Here is a 17,627-nt window from a genome sequence, read left to right as displayed (position 1 = left end):
CCCAGTGCCTGAAGTGCCTTGCGATCGAGCAATTGCCTCTCCTGACGTCCTTAAAGTCAGGCGTCAGGTTACGCAATTGCTCTCAAACCCTCCACGGTTTCCTGCGATGAACCTTTTTTATTGCCTCGACGGTTTGCGGGGACGCATCACCTCGTCCGCCCGACTAACCTGCCGGACGCACGCTGGCCAGGCGTAGCCAGTAGTGATGCACCGCGAATATCAGCACGACCGCCACGACCAGTATCAGCAGCAGGTGCAGCCAGCCCCTCCTGGTGGACGGCAGGTCCGTCAGCGCACCGACGTCGCCCGTCAGCGCCGCCAATGCGACCATCGCCAGGCCGGCCAGCACCAACGTGCCCTTTGCCACCCATCCGAAGGCGGTCTCCAGTGCCGCCGCCCATCGCGACTGACGATAGGGTCCGGCAACCGGCCGACGAAGATCGGGCTTACCCATTCGTCAGCGCCCTGCCGGCAAGCGCGTGTCCGCGCGTCGTGCGGCAAGCGCTGCCGAACACATGAATTCGAAGGTCTTGCTGACGCGTGGCCGCTGCGCCGCGGCGTGCGCACTCTGCAGATCGAGAAGTGTCATGTTTTTCTTTCGCGAGGCTCGATTCGATTCGTCTGGCCGGGCCGAATCGATATTGTTCGATACGGCGAGTATCGCCCGAAACACGGCCCGCTCGCGTCGCGCAATCGCGATCGGCCGGCTTATCATTGACCGGCCCGCCACTTCCCGCCGAGGCCATCTTGCACGCTCATCTGCGCATTGCCCGCCCGGTCAGCAACCTCGCCCGCACCGAGCGCATGTATCGCGACGCCCTCGAACTGTCGGTACTGGCGCGCTTCGACGATCACGACGGCTTTTCCGGCGTGATGCTCGGACGCGAAGGCCTCGACTATCACTTCGAGTTCACGCACTGCCCTGACCATCCGATCGCGCCGTCGCCGACGCCGGAGGACCTGATCGTCTTCTACCTGCCCGATCGTCCGGAGTGGGAAGCCGCGTGCGAGCGCGCGAGCGCACACGGCTTCATGCCGGTGACGTCGCTCAATCCGTACTGGGAGATATCAGGTCAGACTTTCGAGGATGCCGACGGTTACCGGATCGTGTTGCAGAACGGTACGTGGCGCTGACCGGCAAAACAGGTGACGAGAAACGGGCGCCTGCGCGCCCGCTCCGGTTACTCGTTTTCCTCGAAGTAATGCCCAAACTTCGTCTGCTTCGTGCGGATATAACGCTCGTTTTCCTCGCGCACGGGCACCGCGAGCGCCACACGCTCGCAGACGGGAATGCCGTGCTTCACGAGCGTGTCGAACTTCTTCGGATTGTTGCTCATCAACCGCACCGACGTCACGCCGAGGATGCGCAGGATGGCCGCAGCCGAGTCGTATTCGCGCGCGTCGTCGGGCAGGCCGAGATCGAGATTCGCCTCGACGGTGTCGCGCCCCTGCTCCTGCAGCGCGTACGCGCGGATCTTGTTGCTCAGGCCGATGCCGCGGCCTTCATGGCCACGCAGATACAGCAGCACGCCGCGGCCTTCGGCGGCGATGTAACGCAACGCGAGATCGAGTTGCTCGCCGCAATCGCAGCGGTACGAGCCGAACACGTCACCGGTCAGGCATTCGGAATGCAGCCGCGTCAGCACGGACTGCTCTCCGGTCACGTCGCCCATCACGAGTGCGAGATGTTCGGCATCGCTGCCCGATACGCGAAATGCGTATGACGTGAACGTACCGTAGCGCGTGGGCAGCGACGCCGTGGCGACGAGCGTCACGCACTCGTCGGCCTGGCCATTGCCCGGCGTGGGCGATTGGGGACGCGAAGACATCATGAATTCAATCGAAACTTCAGGAATGTAGGAGTTGTGTGGATGGTGCGTGACGGGAGTTTACCGCTAATCTGGAAACGTCACGCGACTGCCGCCGCCCGCCCGGCTATACTGGGCTTACCGGGTGACGCGCATCACGTCCCGCCTGCCCTGCATCGACCTGCACACGGAGAAAGCGAATGAGCACGACTGTCGCGCAGATTCTCAAGGCCAAGCCGGATTCGGGCCGTACCATCTACACCGTCACGAAGACCGACCTCGTCTACGACGCCATCAAGCTGATGGCGGAAAAGGGCATCGGTGCACTGCTGGTCGTGGACGGCGACGACATCGCGGGCATCGTCACCGAGCGCGACTACGCGCGCAAGATCGTCCTGCAGGACCGCTCGTCGAAAGCCACCCGCGTCGAGGAAATCATGACGTCCAAGGTGCGCTACGTCGAACCGTCGCAATCCACCGACGAGTGCATGGCGCTGATGACCGAGCACCGGATGCGCCACCTGCCCGTGCTCGACGGCGGCAAGCTGGTCGGCCTCATCTCGATCGGCGACCTGGTGAAGAGCGTGATTGCCGATCAGCAGTTCACGATCAGCCAGCTCGAACACTACATCCACGGCACGCCCACGGTCACGTCCGCCTGATCCGCGCAGCAAAAAAGGCCCAAACGCGTCAGCGTCTGGGCGGAAAGCCGCCGACATGCGGCGACGGAGGTTCTGCTCCTGCGGGCAAACGGCGCGCGCGACTGGCGCGCGTCTCGTCAATTCAGCGATCCGCTGTCGGGCAGACCCGTGGGACGTTCGATCAGTTGCCGAAGTAGACCGAGTTCACCGGATTCGGTGCTTCCCGCGTCACGCGGCGGCCGGTTTGCGCGGCACCCGTCGCGACGGCACCGTAGCCGCTCGTATCGGCTTGCGCGAGCATCGGCTGGTTGGGCTGGATACGCTGCTCGGCGGCCTGGATGTCGCTCGGATATTGCGAATCGCTCGCCAGCGGCTTGTAGCCGTTCTGCTCGAGTTGCACGAGTTCGGCCTTGACCTGAGCGCGGGTCAACCCCTGCTCGGACTGCGCGAACGATGCGATCGGAGCGGCAAGGACGGATGCGGCGATGGCTGCGTAGATGATCGACTTCATGATTTACCTCCGGAATATGTTCTCTTTTGACGTCGCCTCGGCAGGGACTGTCTGAAGCGATTGAATTCAGTGTAGTGCGTGCCAACCCAAGGGGAAACCCTTAGTTTGAATATACAGCGTTGCATTTTTGGAAAAAATCACCCACTGTTTCTGGACAGGGTCGTTGTAACTTGCCTCATCTACACAACAATCGCTGACGAATCGCCAACAGCCAAGTCACATGCCCGGAAGGTTGTGTTGTAGAATCGTAAGGTTTTATTCACCAGTCGATATTCCGTCCACCATGCACGCGCTCACGTCCCCTGCGGTTTCGCCGTCCGTCCCGGCCGGCGTGCGCGTGCGCGCCGGCCAGCCGGCGCACCCTCTCGCTCGACGCACGGCCCAGGCACCGCTCGCCCCTGCCCGGCGCCTGATCTGACCGCTCGGTCTCCACCCGGAGCCAGGTTAGACAGGCTCCGGGCGATCCTCATAGGCACGCCACGCCTGCCCCTGCCGATCATTTGGAGAACTGCCATGAAACAACGCCTTTACCAGCTGACCGAACTCGACGTCGCTCGTCTCGAAAAGCACGCCGAGCACAACCCGCGCTTCCAGACGATGCTCGACACGCTGCTCGAGCGTGCCGATATCGTTCAGCCCGACGCCATCAAGGCGAACGTCGTCACGATGAACTCGCAGATCACGCTGCTCGACGAAGCGACCCAGGAACAAGCTACCTGGACGATCGTTTATCCGGATGCCGCCAATCTCGAACTCGGCCGCCTCAACGTCTTCTCGCCCGTCGGCATGGCGCTGCTGGGGACACAACGCGGCCAGATGGTCAAGGTGATGCAGCCGAGTGGCGCCGAAAAACTGATGAAGGTCGCCGCGATCGTGTTCCAGCCGGAAGCCAACGGCGAATACACGCGCTGAACCACCGGTCGACCGGCGCCGCGCCATACGGGCGCACAACGAAAAAAGCGAGGCACCGGCCTCGCTTTTTTGCATCCGGACGATCCGGATTATCGTCATCGCTTTCCACAGACGAAAAAAAAGGCGCCCGAAGGCGCCTTTTCGATGCTGCGAAGCGGGTTGCCCCGCCCGTCACGCTTAGAAGCGGTGACGCAGACCAACCGTTGCTGCGGTTTGGTTGATCGACGAGCTCGGCAGGTTGTCGGCGAAGCTGTTGCCGTTGTAGATCGACGCGCCGATGCCGTTCTTCGCTGCACGCTGGTACACAGCCTGTGCGTAGACGTCCGTACGCTTCGACAGCGCGTAGTCAGCTTGCAGGCCGAACTGGTTCCAGTGCGTGCTGCCGTTGTTGATCTTCGCGTTCGTGTACGTGTAAGCAGCACCCAGGCCGAGAGCCGGCGTCAGGTTGTACTTTGCGTTGACTTCGTAGTTGTCGGTGCGCAGCGTGCCTGCAGCGACAGCATTGTTGTCGAGACGCGCTTGCGTCCATGCAGCGCCGACTTGTGCCGGGCCGAATGCATACGCAGCAGCAGCACCGTACGTGCGGACGCGGCCTTGGGAAGCGATGCCACCGATCGCCGACGACGTTGCGCCGTTTGCGTTCGTACCGTCACCCAGGTTCGCTTGCGAGTATGCAGCACCCAGCTTCAGACCTTGGAACTGGTATGCAGCACCTGCGCTGTATGCACGGTTGTTGCCGAAGTTCGTGCTGTTCGAGAACGAGTACGTGCCGCCGAATTGCAGGCCAGCGTAGTTCGCGCTCGTGTACTTGATCGTGTTGTTCTGTGCGACGTCACCGTTCGTGCTCAGGCGGTCGAGGTTCAGCGGGTGCGCGAAGTACGTGCCGCCCCACGAGCCCGTTGCCGTCAGCGGCGCCAGGAAGTCTTGCGTTGCGTCATACTGCTTACCCAGCGTGACCGTGCCGTACTGGCTCGACAGGCCGACGAAAGCTTGACGGTTGAACATGCCGCCGTTGCCGTTCGCGAACTTGCCGTTACCGATGTTGAAGCCGCTTTCCAACGTGAAGATTGCCTTCAGGCCGCCACCCAGGTCTTCCGAGCCACGCAGGCCGAAACGGCTCTGGTCAATGCCCGAACCCATTGCCCAGCGCGACTTGCCAGCTTGGCCAAGTGCCGGCTGGACGTTGCTCGTGTAGGTGATGCCTGCGTCCAGCACGCCGTACAGCGTGACGCTGCTTTGCGCGTGAGCGACGGTTGCGAACGATGCTGCAGCTGCTGCAACGATCAGAGTCTTGTTCATTCGTGGAGCTCCCTTCTAAAAAGAGGCAGGTCTCGCGACCTTGTTCATAAACGGTCTGCAACCGCCCGGGAGCGCCATCGGTCCTGCTGGCGGCGCCCGGATAGTTGCCCGTTTGGGAACCGTGAGTTTAGGGGTGTACCCTAGGGGAGCGATCCGCAAATAAAGAAATAAGCTTTTCCAGAACTAGAAATAATGAAAGTGGGGACGCGTCATAAGTATTTGTTTTAACGTTTGTTTTTGACCTCTTGACGCCGGCTTTTTGGACGCTTTCATCGCACCATTCTTTCATGTCATCGGCTTGACGGTTGCATAGAAACAACAAACGGAATCGATTCGGCACCTCGAAATCGGTAATTATTACCCTATCCAATCTCAAATATTGGGTTGTCGGCGTCTAAAACGCTCCCTTCGCCCCTAAACAGGCGACGGTGCCTGCGCCGCGACGCGATTCCGTCAGCCATCAGAAAGGGAAAAGGCGGCTCGCGCCTGCCGTGACACGCGGTAACAGCCTTAACCACCCCCGTAACCCGGCGGGCGGGCCGGCAGGCTAATGTCAGGCAGCCTCCAATACAGAACTGGAATCGCCATGAATCGACGCTCGTTGCTGCGCGCCATCGGATTGACCGCCGCCTTCGTCGGCACCGGCTGGCTGCGCGCCGCCTCGGCGCAGCCCGCTCCGCCCGTGTACCGGCCCTCGGGCCCGAACCGTGTACCCGGCGGGCCGCCCTATGCGGATCGGCCGGGTTTCGCGCCGCCGGCGGCGCGACATGACCGTCGTCCGCCGCCACCACGGCCGCACGGCTATATATGGACGGACGGTTATTGGCGCTGGCAGCGCGGCCGCTATATATGGGTGCCCGGTCGCTGGGTCGCGCGGCGCCCCGGCCGCCGTTGGGTGCCCGGCTACTGGCGCCGCCAAGGGTCGGTGTGGGTCTACGTCGACGGCTCGTGGCGGTAAACGGCGACTCGGCTCCGACCAATGAAGGTTTTGCGCGGAACGGCGCGCGCGAACTGCCGCCGTCCGCGACGTCGAGATCGCGCGTGGCGCACGCATCGTCGACGACGATCGCCGCATGCCGGGCGGCACCGCATCGCGCCGCACCAACTGCGCACGCGTGCGTCGAAAGGCCGGCGACGATCAACGTGTCGATGCCGGCCGCGTTCAGCCGCGTATCGACACGACAGCAGCGCGGCACGATATCCGACAGGATCGGGCCAACGTGCGCAAGCGCCGCCTATGACAGCACGGCCGTTCGCGCGCCCGGCCGCATGCGGCCGTACGCAACCATCATCGCGAAGCTGAGCAGGAAACCCGCGCCGCCGGCCAGCAGCAAACCGATTTCGCCGAATACGGGCAGCAGGTTCGTCAGCGCGCCCGTCACGACCCACGCGACCGCCATCACCGAGCCCGCGACGCCGAGCGCCCAGCCCTGCCGATCGTCGCTGACGGCATCGGAAAACGCCGTGTACATCGTCGTGTACGCCACCATGTCGAAGCAGCCCACGACCATCGCGAGCGCCCACAGCACCGGTTCGTGCGGAAACAGCGCGGACAGGATCTGGCCAAGCCCGGCCACGAGCAGGCCCGTCTTCGCGATATCGATCACGCGCCACACGCGCAGCATCAGCCGCACGACGCACAGCAGGCCGAACACGAAGCAGATGCCGATCACGCCGCTGAACAGCCCGAGCCGCGCGCTCGTATAGCCGAATTTCGTCTGCAACAGCAGCATGATGGTCTGCAGGTAGAGCCCGTAGCCGACCTGCATCAGGAAGAACACCACCGACAGGAACGCCACGTTGCGCTGCCGCGCGGCCTCCCAGACGATTCGCAGCGGCAACAGCGGATCGATGCGCGTATCGCCGCGCGGCGCGGCGGAATCGCGATACGACGCCCAGGTCCAGCACGCGCAGATCGACGACAGCACGGCCACCAGCACGAACGGCGTGCCGTAGTCGAACAGCGGCGAGATCGTCCGGTCGGACGTGACGCCGCCGAGCACCGGGCCGACGATCACGCCCGCGCTGAACGCGAGCGACATGATGCTCATGTTGTACGCCTTCGTCTCGGGGGTACTGAGGTCGGTGATGGCTGCCTGCGCGATACCCTGGCAACCGGCCATCAGGCCGGTGAGTCCGCGGCCGGCCAGCAGCAGCGCGACGCTGGCATGCCATGCGCCGGCCGCCATCATCGCGTAGCCGGCCGCGAGGCCGAGCACGCACAGCAGCAGGATGCGGCGGCGGCCGTAACGGTCGGACAGCTCGCCCATCAGCGACGAGCCGAAGAACATGCACAGCGGATAGACCCCGTAGCCGAGGCCGAGATAGAAATTGCGCGCGTGCGCGCCGGCGTCGGCCGGCAGGATGCCCGCGTGCGGATCGCTGAAAATCGCGGACATCATCGGATAGACGAGGCCGAATCCCATCGCGTCGAGCGCGATGGCGAGCAGGCAAGGGCCGAGCAGTGTGTAGTCGAGCCGGGACATGGCGACCTTCCGGATGGAGTGGATGATCGCGCAAGCGTAAAGACCGGGCGACGGCCGCGGTAGACCGCCGCTCGCGATACCCAGCATCGGCCCGCCCGATACCCGCGATGCCGCCCGCGCCGATGGATCGACGTCCCGGCCATGCGGCGCGGGCGATGCGATGTCAGTGCGCCGCCTCGGCCGCCGGCGCCCGGCATGCGACCAGGCCGCGTTGTACGGCCGGCCGCGCGGCGATCTCGGCGAGCCAGCGCTCGACGTGCGGGAAGCCGGCCACGTCGAGATCGAGCTCGGCCGCCGTGCGCAGCCACGGAAACGCGGCGATGTCGGCGATCGAATACCGCGACGACGCGAGATACGCCGATTCCGACAAGCGACCGTTCACGACCGCGTAGAGACGTAGCGCTTCCTTCCGGTAGCGGTCGATCGCTTCCGCATTGGCCGTCTTCGATGCATGCAGGAACCACCACAGCTGGCCGAGCATCGGCCCGATCCCGCCGATCTGAAAATGCAGCCACTGCTGGACCGCCGTGCGCTCGGCCAGCGTCTCGGGCTGCAGGTAGCCCGTCTTCTCGGCGAGATAGCCGAGGATCGCGCCGGATTCGAAAACGGCGAGCCCCGTGTCGTGGTCGACGATGGCCGGGATCTTGCCGTTCGGATTGATCGCGAGATACGCCGGGCTGCGCTGCTCGCCGGCGGACAGGTTCACGTGCACGCGATCGTGCGCGAGCCCGGCTTCTTCCAGGTAGATCGCGATCTTGTGCCCGTTCGGCGTGTCGGCCGTATAGAACGTGAGGGAATGCGTCGAGGTCATGTCGGTCCTTGTCATCGGGTTATCGTTGCAACTACAATCGTTGCAATTGCAATCCTATGCCCGAACCGGGTGTGCCGGCGACATGCCAGTACTCGAAGGAGGGATATGCAGGCTGCGCGATCCAGCCCCGCTCGTGCGGACGCCCGACACACGCCGCGCCGCGGCGGCCTGCCTTGAACGGCTGACGACGCGGTGGCTCGCGCCGCGAGGCCGCGTAGCGCCTTCGCTCGACGCGCGGCGCTCCGTGTGCCGGATACCGTTACTTCGCGTCGGCCGCCGCGTCGCGTGCGGCAGCGGTCGCACGGTCGAGCGCGGCGACCATCGCCGCCCGCTCCTTGCTGGTGAACTGCTCGAGAAATAGCTCGGCGACCGTCGACTGGTACACCTTCCACATCTTTTTGCGCAGCGTCCGCCCCTTGTCGGTGATGCTCGCGAATGCGGCGCGGCCGTCGTCCGCCGAACGCGTGCGCGTGACGAGCCCCTCCTGTTCGAGCCGGTCGACGAGACGCGTCAGGTTGTAGCGCTCGATCGCGAGCACGTCAGCCAGTTCGTGCATGCGGCGCGTGCCGTCGGGGCCGCTCTCGAGCCCCCACAGGGCGTCGTACCACGCGTACGCGGGCAGGCCGGCTGCCGCGAGGCGACGCTCGATCTCGCGAATCATCGTCCGGTGCGCGCGGACGAACGAGAACCACAGATCCGGTTCGGGTGCGTTCATGTCGGGTCGTTCCTGTCATTTAATTGCAGTTGCAATTAAATTTTACCGCGAGAACGATGGCCCCTTCATACGATGGCAGTTGCCGTCTTGCCCGCCGATCGGCGCGCATGTCGTCGCGTGGCGCGGCGCCACGACCGCCGCGCCACGCCGTTCGCTGCTCGCGCTACTTCTCCGACCGGGCGAGCGGCCCCTGCGTGCTCTGCCCCGCGCCCGCCGGCCAGCCGCCCGCGAGCGCCTTGTACAGCGCGACCGTCGATGCCGCGCCGCGCATCCGGCCGTCGGCCGCCGCGTCCTGCGCCTGCAGCAGCGTCCGCTGCGCGTCGAGCACTTCGTAGTAGTCGATCGCGCCGGCCGAGAAGCGCGCCTGCGCGAGTTGCGCGGCGCGTGCGCTGTCGTCGGCCGCGCGCACGAGGTGCGCGGTCTCGTCACGCGTGCGGGCGACACGCAGCAGCGCGTTCTCGGTTTCCTCCAGCGCGCCGAGCACGGTCTGCCGGTACTGCGCCAGCTGGCCGGCCGCTTCCGCGTCGCTCGCGGCGATCCGCGCACGCACGCGGCCGACGTCGAGGAACGACCAGTCGATGCCGAGCGCGATCAGGTTCGTGTCGCTGCCCGCGCGGAAGAACCCGTAGCTGCTCGTCGCGCTGCCGAGCAGCCCCGACAGCGTGAAGCGCGGGAACAGGTCGGCGGTCGCGACGCCGACGCGCGCGGTCGCCGCATGCAGCCGGGCTTCGGCGGCCGCGACATCGGGCCGGCGGCGCAGCAGGTCGCCCGGCGTACCGGGATCGATGTCGGCCGCGAGCGCCGGCAGCGGGACGGGTGTGCCCGTCGGCGTGCCCGTCTTCGGCAAGTCGAAACGGCCGATCAGCGCATCCGGCGTCTGCCCGGTCAGCACCGCGAGCCGGTGCTCGTCGACACCGATCGCCGCTTCGTACACGGCGATCCGCGAGGTCGTCGATTCGTACTGCGCACGCGCTCGCGCCGCATCGAGCTCCGAGCCCCTTCCGGCGCCGACGCGCGCATTGATCAGCGCGAGCGTCTGCCGCTGGTTGTCGGCGTTCTCGCGGGCGATCCGCAACCGCTCCTGCGAGCCGCGCAGATCGACGTACGTGCTCGCGACCTCGCCCGCGATCGCGACGCGCACCGCGCGCACGTCGGCCGCGCTGGCCGCCGTTTCCGCGCGTTGCGACTCGATCGAGCGGCGCACGCGGCCGAACAGGTCGAGTTCCCATGCTGCATTGATCCCGACGCTCGACGTCGGCGTATCGCGCTGGCTGCGCGGCGCGCCGAACGCCTGATCCCTGCTCGTCAACTGATGACCGATCTGGCCGCTCGCGGTGATCGTCGGGTAGCGGTCGAAGCTCGCCTGCGACAGCAGCGCGTTCGACGCGTCGTAGCGCGACACGGCGACCTGCAGGTCCTGGTTCGCCGCGAGCGCCGCATCGATCAACTGCGTCAGCGCCGGATCGCCGAAACCGCGCCAGAACGCGGCATCGGCGTCGGCCGACGCATCGGGCGGCGTATCGGGCCGGGGATCGACCGGCACCGCGTCTGCCTGCGTCGCCGGGCGGGCATCGCGCGCGAATCGCGCGGCCGCGGTCGTATCGGGCCGCTTGAAATCGGGGCCGACCGCGCAGGCAGCGAGCATCACCGACATCGCGAGCGCGGAAAGGCGGAAAGCGGCGCTCATCGGTTTTCTCCTTCGAGGGTGCCGTGCTGTTCGCTCCAGACGGCCGGCGTGCCGCCCGCGAGCTTGCGGATCGCCACGTAGAACACGGGCGTGAGGAACAGCCCGAACAGCGTGACGCCCAGCATCCCGGCGAACACGGTGACGCCGGTGGCCGCCCGCACCTCGCTGCCCGCGCCGCTGCCGATCAGCAGCGGCACCGAGCCCGCGATGAACGCAACCGACGTCATCACGATCGGACGCAGCCGCAGCTTGCACGCCTCGAGCGCCGCTTCGACCGCGCCCTTGCCCTGGATCTCGAGCTCGCGCGCGAATTCGACGATCAGGATCGCGTTCTTGCAGGCCAGCCCCATCAACACGACGAGGCCGACCTGCACGAACACGTTGTTGTCGCCGCCGGACAGCCACACGCCGAACAGCGCCGCGCACATGCAGACGGGCACGATCAGGATCACCGCGAGCGGCAACGTCCAGCTCTCGTACAGCGATGCGAGCACCAGGAACACGAGCATCACCGCGAGCGGGAACACGACGATCGCCGCATTGCTCTGCGTGACCTGTTGATAGCTGAGGTCGGTCCATTCGAGCGTGATGCCCGGCGGCAACACGTCCTTCGCGATCTGCTGCAGCTTCGCGATCGCCTGCGACGACGACATCGTCTTCGGATCGGCGTCGCCGATCAGGTCGGCGGCCGGATAGCCGTTGTAGCGGACGACCGGGTCGGGACCGTACGCGGGCCCGACCGTCACCATCGAGCCGATCGGCACCATCTCGCCCTTCGCGTTGCGCGTGCGCAGGTTCGCGATGTCGGCGGCCGTCTGCCGGTGGCCGGCATCCGCCTGCGCCATCACGCGATACACGCGGCCGAACGCGTTGAAGTCGTTCACGTACATCGAGCCGAGGTACACCTGCAACGTATTGAACAGGTCGGTCAGCGCGACGCCCTGCGCTTTCGCCTTCAACCGGTCGACCTTCACCTCGAGCTGCGGAATGTTCGCCTGGTACGAGCTGACGGGATAGCTCATCCCCGGCGTCTTCGCGACCGCGGCCTGGAACGCCGTGAGCGCCTTCTGCAATTCGCCGTAGCCGAGCCCGCCGCGATCCTCCAGGTACAGCGAGTAGCCCGAGCCGTTGCCGAGGCCCTGGATCGGCGGCGGCATCAGCGCATAGGTGATGCCGCCGCCGATCGCCGCGAAGCGCGCATTCAGCTCTGCGTTGATCTGCGCGGCGCTGCGGTGACGCCGGTCGAACGGCTTCAGGATCACGTACGAGTTCGTGATGTTCGGCGTATTCACGCCCTGCAGCGCATTCAGCCCCGCGAACGCCGGCACCATCTCGACGCCGTCGGTGCCGAGCGCGATCTTCGTCATCTGCTCGGTCACCGCGCTGGTGCGCGCGAGCGACGCGCCTTCCGGCAGCTTCGCGCCCGCGAACAGGTACAGCTTGTCCTGCACCGGGATGAAGCCGCCCGGCACCGCGTCGAACAGCAGCGCGGTCGCCGCGAGCAGCGCCGCATAGACGGCGAACACCGCGCCGCGCCGCTTCAGCGTGCGGCCGACGACGCCGTGATAGCGGTCGGCGCTGCGCTCGAAGAAGCGGTTGAACGGATGGAACAGCCAGCCGAACGCGCGGTCGAGCGCGCGCGTCAACGCATCCTTCGGCGCGCCGTGCGGACGCAGCAGTTTCGCGGCAAGCGCGGGCGACAGCGTCAGCGAATTGATCGCGGAGATCACCGTCGAGATCGCGATCGTCACCGCGAACTGCCGGTAGAACTGGCCGGTCACGCCCGACATGAACGCCATCGGCACGAACACCGCGCACAGCACGAGCGCGATCGCGACGATCGGCCCCGACACCTCGCGCATCGCCTGGTGCGCGGCATCGCGCGGGCTCAACCCCTGCGCGATGTTGCGCTCGACGTTCTCGACGACGACGATCGCATCGTCGACGACGATCCCGATCGCGAGCACGAGGCCGAACAGCGTCAGCGTGTTGATCGAATAGCCGAGCAGGTAGAGCCACGCGAACGTGCCGACCACCGACACCGGCACCGCGACGAGCGGAATGATCGACGCGCGCCACGTCTGCAGGAACAGGATCACGACGAGCACGACCAGCACGACGGCCTCGATCAGCGTGTGCTGCACCGCGCGGATCGATTCGCGCACGAACACGGTCGGATCCCACACCGGGCGATACGCGACGCCGGGCGGGAAGCGCTTCGACAATTCGTCGAGCTTCGCATACACGGCCTTCGCGACGTCGAGCGCGTTCGCGCCCGGCGACAGGAAGATGCCGACCACGGCCGAATGCCTGTCGTTGAAATACGAGCGCAGCGTATAGTCGCCCGCGCCGAGCTCGATGCGCGCGACGTCGGACAGCTTCACGACCTGCCCGTCGTCGCCGTTGCGCAGCACGATGTCGCCGAACTCCTGCACCGTGCGCAGGCGGCCGCGCACGTTGATCGACACGAGGAAGTCGTTCTTCTTCGGCGACGGCTCCGCGCCGAGCTGGCCGGCCGACACCTGCACGTTCTGCTCGCGCACGGCCGCGATCACGTCGCTCGCGGTCAACCCGCGCGACGCGAGCCGGTTCGGGTCGAGCCACAGCCGCATCGCATAGTCGCCGGAGCCGTACACGCCGACGTCGCCGATGCCGGTGAGCCGCGACAGTTCGTCCTTCACGTGCAGCGTCAAATAGTTGCGCAGGTACAGCGAATCGCGGCTGTTGTCCGGCGAATACAGGCTCACGTACATCAGCGGCGTGGGCGACTGCTTCTGCGTGGTCACGCCGTACTGGCGCACCTCGTCGGGCAGGCGCGACAGCGCCTGGCTCACGCGGTTCTGCACGCGCACGGCGGCCGTGTCGGGATCGACGCCCTGCAGGAACGTGACGACGACCTGCAGGCTGCCGTCCGAACCGGCGACCGACTTCATGTACATGATGCCTTCGACGCCGTTGATCGCCTCTTCCAGCGGTTCGGCCACCGACTCGGCGATTTCCTTCGGGTTCGCACCCGGGTACGTCGCACGCACGACGACGCTCGGCGGCACGACTTCCGGGTATTCGCCGGCCGGCAGCATCGGAATCGAGATCAGGCCGATCGCGAAGATGACGATCGACAGCACGACCGCGAAGATCGGGCGGTCGATGAAGAAACGGGAGAAATCCATCGTATCGCTCCCGTCATTGCGCGGCAGGCGCGCCGGCATCGGCGAGCGCCTGCGTGGCATCGCCCGCATCGGCGCGCGCGGGCAGCGCCTTCGGCTTCACCTGCGCGCCCGGATAGTAGATGCGCTGCACGCCGTCGACCACCACGCGGTCGCCCGCCTGCAACCCCTTCTCGACGATCCGCTCGCCGTCGAGTTCGCGGCCGATCGTCACGTCGCGGCGCAGCGCCTTGTCGCCGGGGCCGATCACGTACACGTACTTGCGGTCCTGGTCGGTCAGCACGGCCTTGTCGTCGACCAGCAATGCGTCCTGGTCGCGGCCGCTCACGAGCTGCACGCGTGCGTACAGGCCCGGCGTAAACGTATGGTCCGCATTCGGCAGCCGCACGCGTGCGCGGATCGTGCCGGTTTGCGGATCGAGCCGGTTGTCGAGGAAATCGACGGTGCCCGCATGCGGGAAGCCCGTCTCGTTCGCGAGGCCGACGCGCACCGGGTCGGCGCCGATCGCGCGATGCTTCGGGTCGGCGCGCCGCGCGTTGTAGCGCAGGTAGCTTTGCTCGTCGCAATCGAAATACACGTAGACCGGATCCTGCGATACGACGGTCGTGAGCAGCGTGTCGTCCGCACGCGCGAGGTTGCCGACGGTCGCGACCGCGCGACCGACGCGGCCCGCGATCGGCGCGCGCACTTCGGTGAAGCCGAGATTGAGCTTCGCGTCGGCCACGGCCGCATCGGCCGCCTGCAGATCGGCGCGCGCCTGCTCGGCAGTGGCGCGCGCGTTGTCGAGCTCTTCCTGCGACGTCGCATGCGCATCGATCAGCGTCTGCACGCGCTTGAGCTGCACGTTCGCGAGGCTCGCTGCCGCACGGGCGCGCTGCTGCTGCGCATTCGCACGGTCGAGCGCGATCCGGTACGGGCGCGGATCGATCTCGAACAGCAGCGCGCCCTGCGCGACCACATCGCCCTCCTTGTATGCGACGCGCTGCAGATAGCCGCTCACGCGCGGCCGCAGTTCGACCGCGTCGACCGCTTCGACGCGTCCGTTGAATTCGTCCGCGAGGCGGATGGTGCGTGGCGCAACGGTGGCGACGCCGACTTCGGGAAGGGGATGAGCCGACGATGTGCCTTTGCCGTCGTGACACCCCGACAACGCCAGCAACAGGGCGCAGGCCGCGCCCAAGGGCGACGTCCTGCGTAGGAGAAAGGAGCGCATGATGCCTCGCGACGGGTTAAACTGCCGCGTAGCATAAAAGTTGAAGTTAACTTCAAGTCAAGCTTTCCCGGAGGGCATCATGGGTATCCAGGAAACCCCGCAATGGCCGCTGATGTCGATCCGCGAAGTGGCCGCGCGCAGCGGGGTGCCGGCGTCGACGCTGCGTTTCTACGAAATGCGCGGGCTGATCAAGTCGCACCGCAACGGCTCGAGCCATCGTCACTATTCGCGTGCGGTGCTGCGGCTGATCGCGTTCATCGTATTCGCGCAGAAGATCGGCTATTCGCTCGATGAAATCGCCGAACAGCTCGTCAGCCTGCCCGAGGACACCGCGCCGAGCAACAAGGACTGGCAGCGGCTGTCGCGCGGCTGGAAGCAGCGCGTCGCGAGCCGGATCGAAGAGCTGCAGCGGCTCTACATCAATCTCGACGAATGCATCGGCTGCGGCTGCCTGTCGCTGAAACGGTGCAAGCTGACCAACCCGGACGACCGCGCGGGCCGCAACGGGCCCGGCGCGCGGCGCTGGCTCGGCGACAAGCCGCCGACGGACCTCGAATGACCGGACGGCAGCGTGCGGGGTGCATCATCCGACGCGCCAGCCGCCGTTTACCGCGATCGTCGCGCCCGTGACGAACGACGCGCGCGGCCCGGCGAGCCAGGCGACGGCGTCGGCGACGTCTTCCGGCTGCCCGGCGCGGCCGGCCGGCGTCTGCTCGCGGATCGTCGTCGCGACGGCCGGCGCAACGCCGCCGTCGCCGAAGAAACGCGTGCCGGCGATATAGCCGGGCGCGACCGTATTGACCGTCGCGCCGCGCGCGCCGAGTTCGCGTGCCAGCGCGGCGGTGAAGCCTTCGACGCCGGCCTTCGCGGCCGCATACGCGAGACCGCCCGGCAATAGGCTGCCGGCGCGCGCCGCGATCGAGCCGATGTTGACGATGCGCGCGGCGTGGTCGGCCAGGTGCGGCAGCACGGCCATCGTCGTCAGGAACAGGCTTTTGAGGTTCGCGTCGAGCACGGCATCCCACACGGCCTCGGCCTCGCTCGCTTCGGTATCCGCGGCGACGCGCCCGGTCAGCCCCGCGTTGTTGACGAGGACGTCGACACGCGGCCACCTTGCGACGATCGCGGCCACCACCGCTTCGGCGTCGCGCCGCTCGCTCAAATCGCCGGCCTGTCCGATCGCCGCGCCGCCCAGACGCGCGACCGCTGCATCGAGCCGCGTCGCGTCGCGCCCGACGATCGCGACGCGATACCCGTCCTGTACCAGCCGGCTCGCGATCGCGAAGCCGATCCCGCTCGACCCGCCCGTGACGATCGCCGTGCGTTGCCGTTCGTTGCCTGCCATGACCCGCCCTCCTTTCCTCGGTGTTGACGATGGGTGACATTCGCAGTGTGGGCAACGAACAGCGATAGGTAAAATACGAATCCGATGATGGCTTGATACGCGAAAGGTATCGCAATGATCGATCTGCGCCAGTTCCGGCAATTCATCGCGGTCGCCGAAACGCTCAGCTTCCGGCGCGCGGCCGAGCGGCTGCACATGGCCCAGCCGCCGCTCAGCGCGGCGATCCGCAAGCTCGAGGACGAACTGGGCGTCGCCTTGCTCGAGCGCGACAACCGCGGCTCGCGGCTCACGCCGGCCGGCGAAGCGTTCCTGCTCGAGGCGCGGCGCACGCTCGAACAGGCCGAGCGCGCGGCGACCGTGGCGCGCCGCGCGGGCGCCGGCCTCGGCGGCACGCTGCGGCTGCGCTTCGTCGACAGCACGGTCAACGCACTGTTGCCGCTGATCCTGCGCGCGTTCCAGGAACGGCATCCGCACGTCGATTTCCAGCTCGAGGAAGGCACGACCGCCGAGCAGTTGCTCGCGCTGCGTCAGGACCGCACCGACGCCGGCCTCGTCGTGCTACCGGTGGCCGATGCCGGCGACGTGCATGTCGAGCCGCTGCTGCGCGACCGGATGGTGGCCGCGCTCCCCGACGGCCACCGGCTCGCGCGCCGACGCCGCATCGCGCTGGCCGAGCTGGCGGACGAGCCGTGGGTCATGTTTGCCGCTCACCACGGGCCCGGCATGCATGCGTTGATCGTGACGGCATGCGCGCAGGCGGGCTTCGCGCCGCGCGTGGTCCAGCAGCCGCGCCAGATGCAGACGACGGCCGGACTCGTCGCCGGTGGCATCGGCGTCGCGCTGATGCCGCGCCTGTTCGTGCCGATGCAGCCGCACGGTATGACGTTCTGCGAACTGAAGGATGCGGGCAGCCCGCTCGCGTACGAACTGGCGCTCGCGTACCGTACGCCGTCGCCGCTCGTCGATGCGCTGCGCGACAGCGCACGGAACGCGGTGCGCGAGCTGGGGCTGGTTGCCGCGACGTGACCGCAC

Annotated in this window: 17 protein-coding genes and 1 pseudogene; 6 read left to right on the top strand and 12 right to left on the bottom strand. The window is 66.7% G+C overall.

Annotation, left to right across the window (positions count from 1 at the left end):
• Window positions 1-163: 163 nt before the first annotated feature.
• Entirely contained in the window at window positions 164-454 is a 291-nt protein-coding gene (locus tag HWX62_RS31925) for a hypothetical protein (protein ID WP_175932991.1), read from the bottom strand.
• A gap of 293 nt (window positions 455-747) precedes the next feature.
• Here HWX62_RS31925 and HWX62_RS31920 point away from each other — a divergent pair, with 293 nt between their 5' ends.
• Window positions 748-1,134, top strand: a complete 387-nt coding sequence (locus tag HWX62_RS31920) for a VOC family protein (RefSeq protein WP_175932990.1) — start codon at window positions 748-750, stop codon at window positions 1,132-1,134.
• A gap of 47 nt (window positions 1,135-1,181) precedes the next feature.
• Here HWX62_RS31920 and ribA read toward each other — a convergent pair whose 3' ends face one another.
• The gene (gene ribA / locus HWX62_RS31915; RefSeq protein WP_175932989.1) at window positions 1,182-1,832 is read right to left on the bottom strand and encodes a GTP cyclohydrolase II; all 651 of its coding nucleotides are present in this window, start codon (window positions 1,830-1,832) and stop codon (window positions 1,182-1,184) included.
• A gap of 176 nt (window positions 1,833-2,008) precedes the next feature.
• Here ribA and HWX62_RS31910 point away from each other — a divergent pair, with 176 nt between their 5' ends.
• Complete coding sequence (locus HWX62_RS31910) at window positions 2,009-2,470, top strand: CBS domain-containing protein (RefSeq protein ID WP_099317619.1); 462 nt, start codon at window positions 2,009-2,011, stop codon at window positions 2,468-2,470.
• Window positions 2,471-2,630: 160 nt separating this feature from the next.
• On the opposite strand, the gene HWX62_RS31905 is transcribed toward HWX62_RS31910, so the two are convergent.
• Complete coding sequence (locus HWX62_RS31905; protein WP_175932988.1) at window positions 2,631-2,960, bottom strand: DUF4148 domain-containing protein; 330 nt, start codon at window positions 2,958-2,960, stop codon at window positions 2,631-2,633.
• Between the two features lie 513 nt (window positions 2,961-3,473).
• Between HWX62_RS31905 and HWX62_RS31900 the strand changes: the two genes are divergently transcribed.
• Window positions 3,474-3,872 (top strand): GreA/GreB family elongation factor, encoded by a 399-nt coding sequence (locus HWX62_RS31900; RefSeq protein WP_006486027.1) that lies wholly within the window; start codon window positions 3,474-3,476, stop codon window positions 3,870-3,872.
• 177 nt (window positions 3,873-4,049) lie between these two features.
• On the opposite strand, the gene HWX62_RS31895 is transcribed toward HWX62_RS31900, so the two are convergent.
• Window positions 4,050-5,171, bottom strand: coding sequence for a porin (locus HWX62_RS31895; RefSeq protein WP_077179420.1), 1,122 nt, complete (start codon window positions 5,169-5,171; stop codon window positions 4,050-4,052).
• 586 nt (window positions 5,172-5,757) lie between these two features.
• On the opposite strand from HWX62_RS31895, the gene HWX62_RS31890 reads away from it, so the two are divergent.
• Complete coding sequence (locus HWX62_RS31890) at window positions 5,758-6,129, top strand: YXWGXW repeat-containing protein (protein WP_175932987.1); 372 nt, start codon at window positions 5,758-5,760, stop codon at window positions 6,127-6,129.
• Between the two features lie 52 nt (window positions 6,130-6,181).
• On the opposite strand, the pseudogene HWX62_RS31885 reads toward HWX62_RS31890, so the two are convergent.
• From HWX62_RS31885 to HWX62_RS31855, 7 genes and pseudogenes are all read right to left on the bottom strand, one after another.
• Window positions 6,182-6,349 (bottom strand): annotated as a pseudogene (locus HWX62_RS31885) (cysteine hydrolase); the annotation flags it as partial.
• Between the two features lie 57 nt (window positions 6,350-6,406).
• The gene (locus HWX62_RS31880) at window positions 6,407-7,657 is read right to left on the bottom strand and encodes an MFS transporter (protein ID WP_175932986.1); all 1,251 of its coding nucleotides are present in this window, start codon (window positions 7,655-7,657) and stop codon (window positions 6,407-6,409) included.
• 163 nt (window positions 7,658-7,820) lie between these two features.
• Entirely contained in the window at window positions 7,821-8,468 is a 648-nt protein-coding gene (locus HWX62_RS31875; protein ID WP_175932994.1) for a glutathione binding-like protein, read from the bottom strand.
• 259 nt (window positions 8,469-8,727) lie between these two features.
• On the bottom strand, window positions 8,728-9,183 hold the full coding sequence (locus HWX62_RS31870; RefSeq protein WP_175932985.1) for a MarR family transcriptional regulator: 456 nt from the start codon (window positions 9,181-9,183) through the stop codon (window positions 8,728-8,730).
• A gap of 163 nt (window positions 9,184-9,346) precedes the next feature.
• Complete coding sequence (locus HWX62_RS31865; RefSeq protein WP_175932984.1) at window positions 9,347-10,870, bottom strand: efflux transporter outer membrane subunit; 1,524 nt, start codon at window positions 10,868-10,870, stop codon at window positions 9,347-9,349.
• On the bottom strand, window positions 10,867-14,040 hold the full coding sequence (locus tag HWX62_RS31860) for a multidrug efflux RND transporter permease subunit (protein WP_175932983.1): 3,174 nt from the start codon (window positions 14,038-14,040) through the stop codon (window positions 10,867-10,869). The genes HWX62_RS31865 and HWX62_RS31860 overlap by 4 nt, the downstream gene beginning before the upstream one ends.
• A 13-nt stretch (window positions 14,041-14,053) precedes the next feature.
• The gene (locus HWX62_RS31855; protein ID WP_175932982.1) at window positions 14,054-15,250 is read right to left on the bottom strand and encodes an efflux RND transporter periplasmic adaptor subunit; all 1,197 of its coding nucleotides are present in this window, start codon (window positions 15,248-15,250) and stop codon (window positions 14,054-14,056) included.
• 79 nt (window positions 15,251-15,329) lie between these two features.
• Here HWX62_RS31855 and soxR point away from each other — a divergent pair, with 79 nt between their 5' ends.
• The gene (gene soxR, locus HWX62_RS31850) at window positions 15,330-15,809 is read left to right on the top strand and encodes a redox-sensitive transcriptional activator SoxR (protein ID WP_175932981.1); all 480 of its coding nucleotides are present in this window, start codon (window positions 15,330-15,332) and stop codon (window positions 15,807-15,809) included.
• Between the two features lie 24 nt (window positions 15,810-15,833).
• Here soxR and HWX62_RS31845 read toward each other — a convergent pair whose 3' ends face one another.
• Window positions 15,834-16,595, bottom strand: a complete 762-nt coding sequence (locus HWX62_RS31845) for an SDR family oxidoreductase (protein ID WP_175932980.1) — start codon at window positions 16,593-16,595, stop codon at window positions 15,834-15,836.
• Between the two features lie 114 nt (window positions 16,596-16,709).
• On the opposite strand from HWX62_RS31845, the gene HWX62_RS31840 reads away from it, so the two are divergent.
• On the top strand, window positions 16,710-17,621 hold the full coding sequence (locus HWX62_RS31840; RefSeq protein WP_175932979.1) for a LysR family transcriptional regulator: 912 nt from the start codon (window positions 16,710-16,712) through the stop codon (window positions 17,619-17,621).
• Window positions 17,622-17,627: the final 6 nt, after the last annotated feature.

Source organism: Burkholderia sp. BCC0506 (genome assembly GCF_902833145.1).
GTDB lineage: Bacteria > Pseudomonadota > Gammaproteobacteria > Burkholderiales > Burkholderiaceae > Burkholderia.
Note: the sequence above shows the minus strand (reverse complement) of the source record. Positions and strands in the feature narration are given on the sequence as shown.

Bases quoted from the DNA above. Each gene is read 5' to 3' on its own strand.
- soxR (WP_175932981.1), top strand. From the start codon at position 15,330: ATGGGTATCCAGGAAACCCCGCAATGGCCGCTGATGTCGATCCGCGAA.
- HWX62_RS31910 (WP_099317619.1), top strand. From the start codon at position 2,009: ATGAGCACGACTGTCGCGCAGATTCTCAAGGCCAAGCCGGATTCGGGC.
- HWX62_RS31905 (WP_175932988.1), bottom strand. From the start codon at position 2,960: ATGAAGTCGATCATCTACGCAGCCATCGCCGCATCCGTCCTTGCCGCT.
- HWX62_RS31855 (WP_175932982.1), bottom strand. From the start codon at position 15,250: ATGCGCTCCTTTCTCCTACGCAGGACGTCGCCCTTGGGCGCGGCCTGC.
- HWX62_RS31925 (WP_175932991.1), bottom strand. From the start codon at position 454: ATGGGTAAGCCCGATCTTCGTCGGCCGGTTGCCGGACCCTATCGTCAG.
- HWX62_RS31860 (WP_175932983.1), bottom strand. From the start codon at position 14,040: ATGGATTTCTCCCGTTTCTTCATCGACCGCCCGATCTTCGCGGTCGTG.
- HWX62_RS31845 (WP_175932980.1), bottom strand. From the start codon at position 16,595: ATGGCAGGCAACGAACGGCAACGCACGGCGATCGTCACGGGCGGGTCG.
- HWX62_RS31865 (WP_175932984.1), bottom strand. From the start codon at position 10,870: ATGAGCGCCGCTTTCCGCCTTTCCGCGCTCGCGATGTCGGTGATGCTC.
- HWX62_RS31875 (WP_175932994.1), bottom strand. From the start codon at position 8,468: ATGACCTCGACGCATTCCCTCACGTTCTATACGGCCGACACGCCGAAC.
- HWX62_RS31870 (WP_175932985.1), bottom strand. From the start codon at position 9,183: ATGAACGCACCCGAACCGGATCTGTGGTTCTCGTTCGTCCGCGCGCAC.
- HWX62_RS31890 (WP_175932987.1), top strand. From the start codon at position 5,758: ATGAATCGACGCTCGTTGCTGCGCGCCATCGGATTGACCGCCGCCTTC.
- HWX62_RS31900 (WP_006486027.1), top strand. From the start codon at position 3,474: ATGAAACAACGCCTTTACCAGCTGACCGAACTCGACGTCGCTCGTCTC.
- HWX62_RS31880 (WP_175932986.1), bottom strand. From the start codon at position 7,657: ATGTCCCGGCTCGACTACACACTGCTCGGCCCTTGCCTGCTCGCCATC.
- HWX62_RS31840 (WP_175932979.1), top strand. From the start codon at position 16,710: ATGATCGATCTGCGCCAGTTCCGGCAATTCATCGCGGTCGCCGAAACG.
- HWX62_RS31895 (WP_077179420.1), bottom strand. From the start codon at position 5,171: ATGAACAAGACTCTGATCGTTGCAGCAGCTGCAGCATCGTTCGCAACC.
- ribA (WP_175932989.1), bottom strand. From the start codon at position 1,832: ATGATGTCTTCGCGTCCCCAATCGCCCACGCCGGGCAATGGCCAGGCC.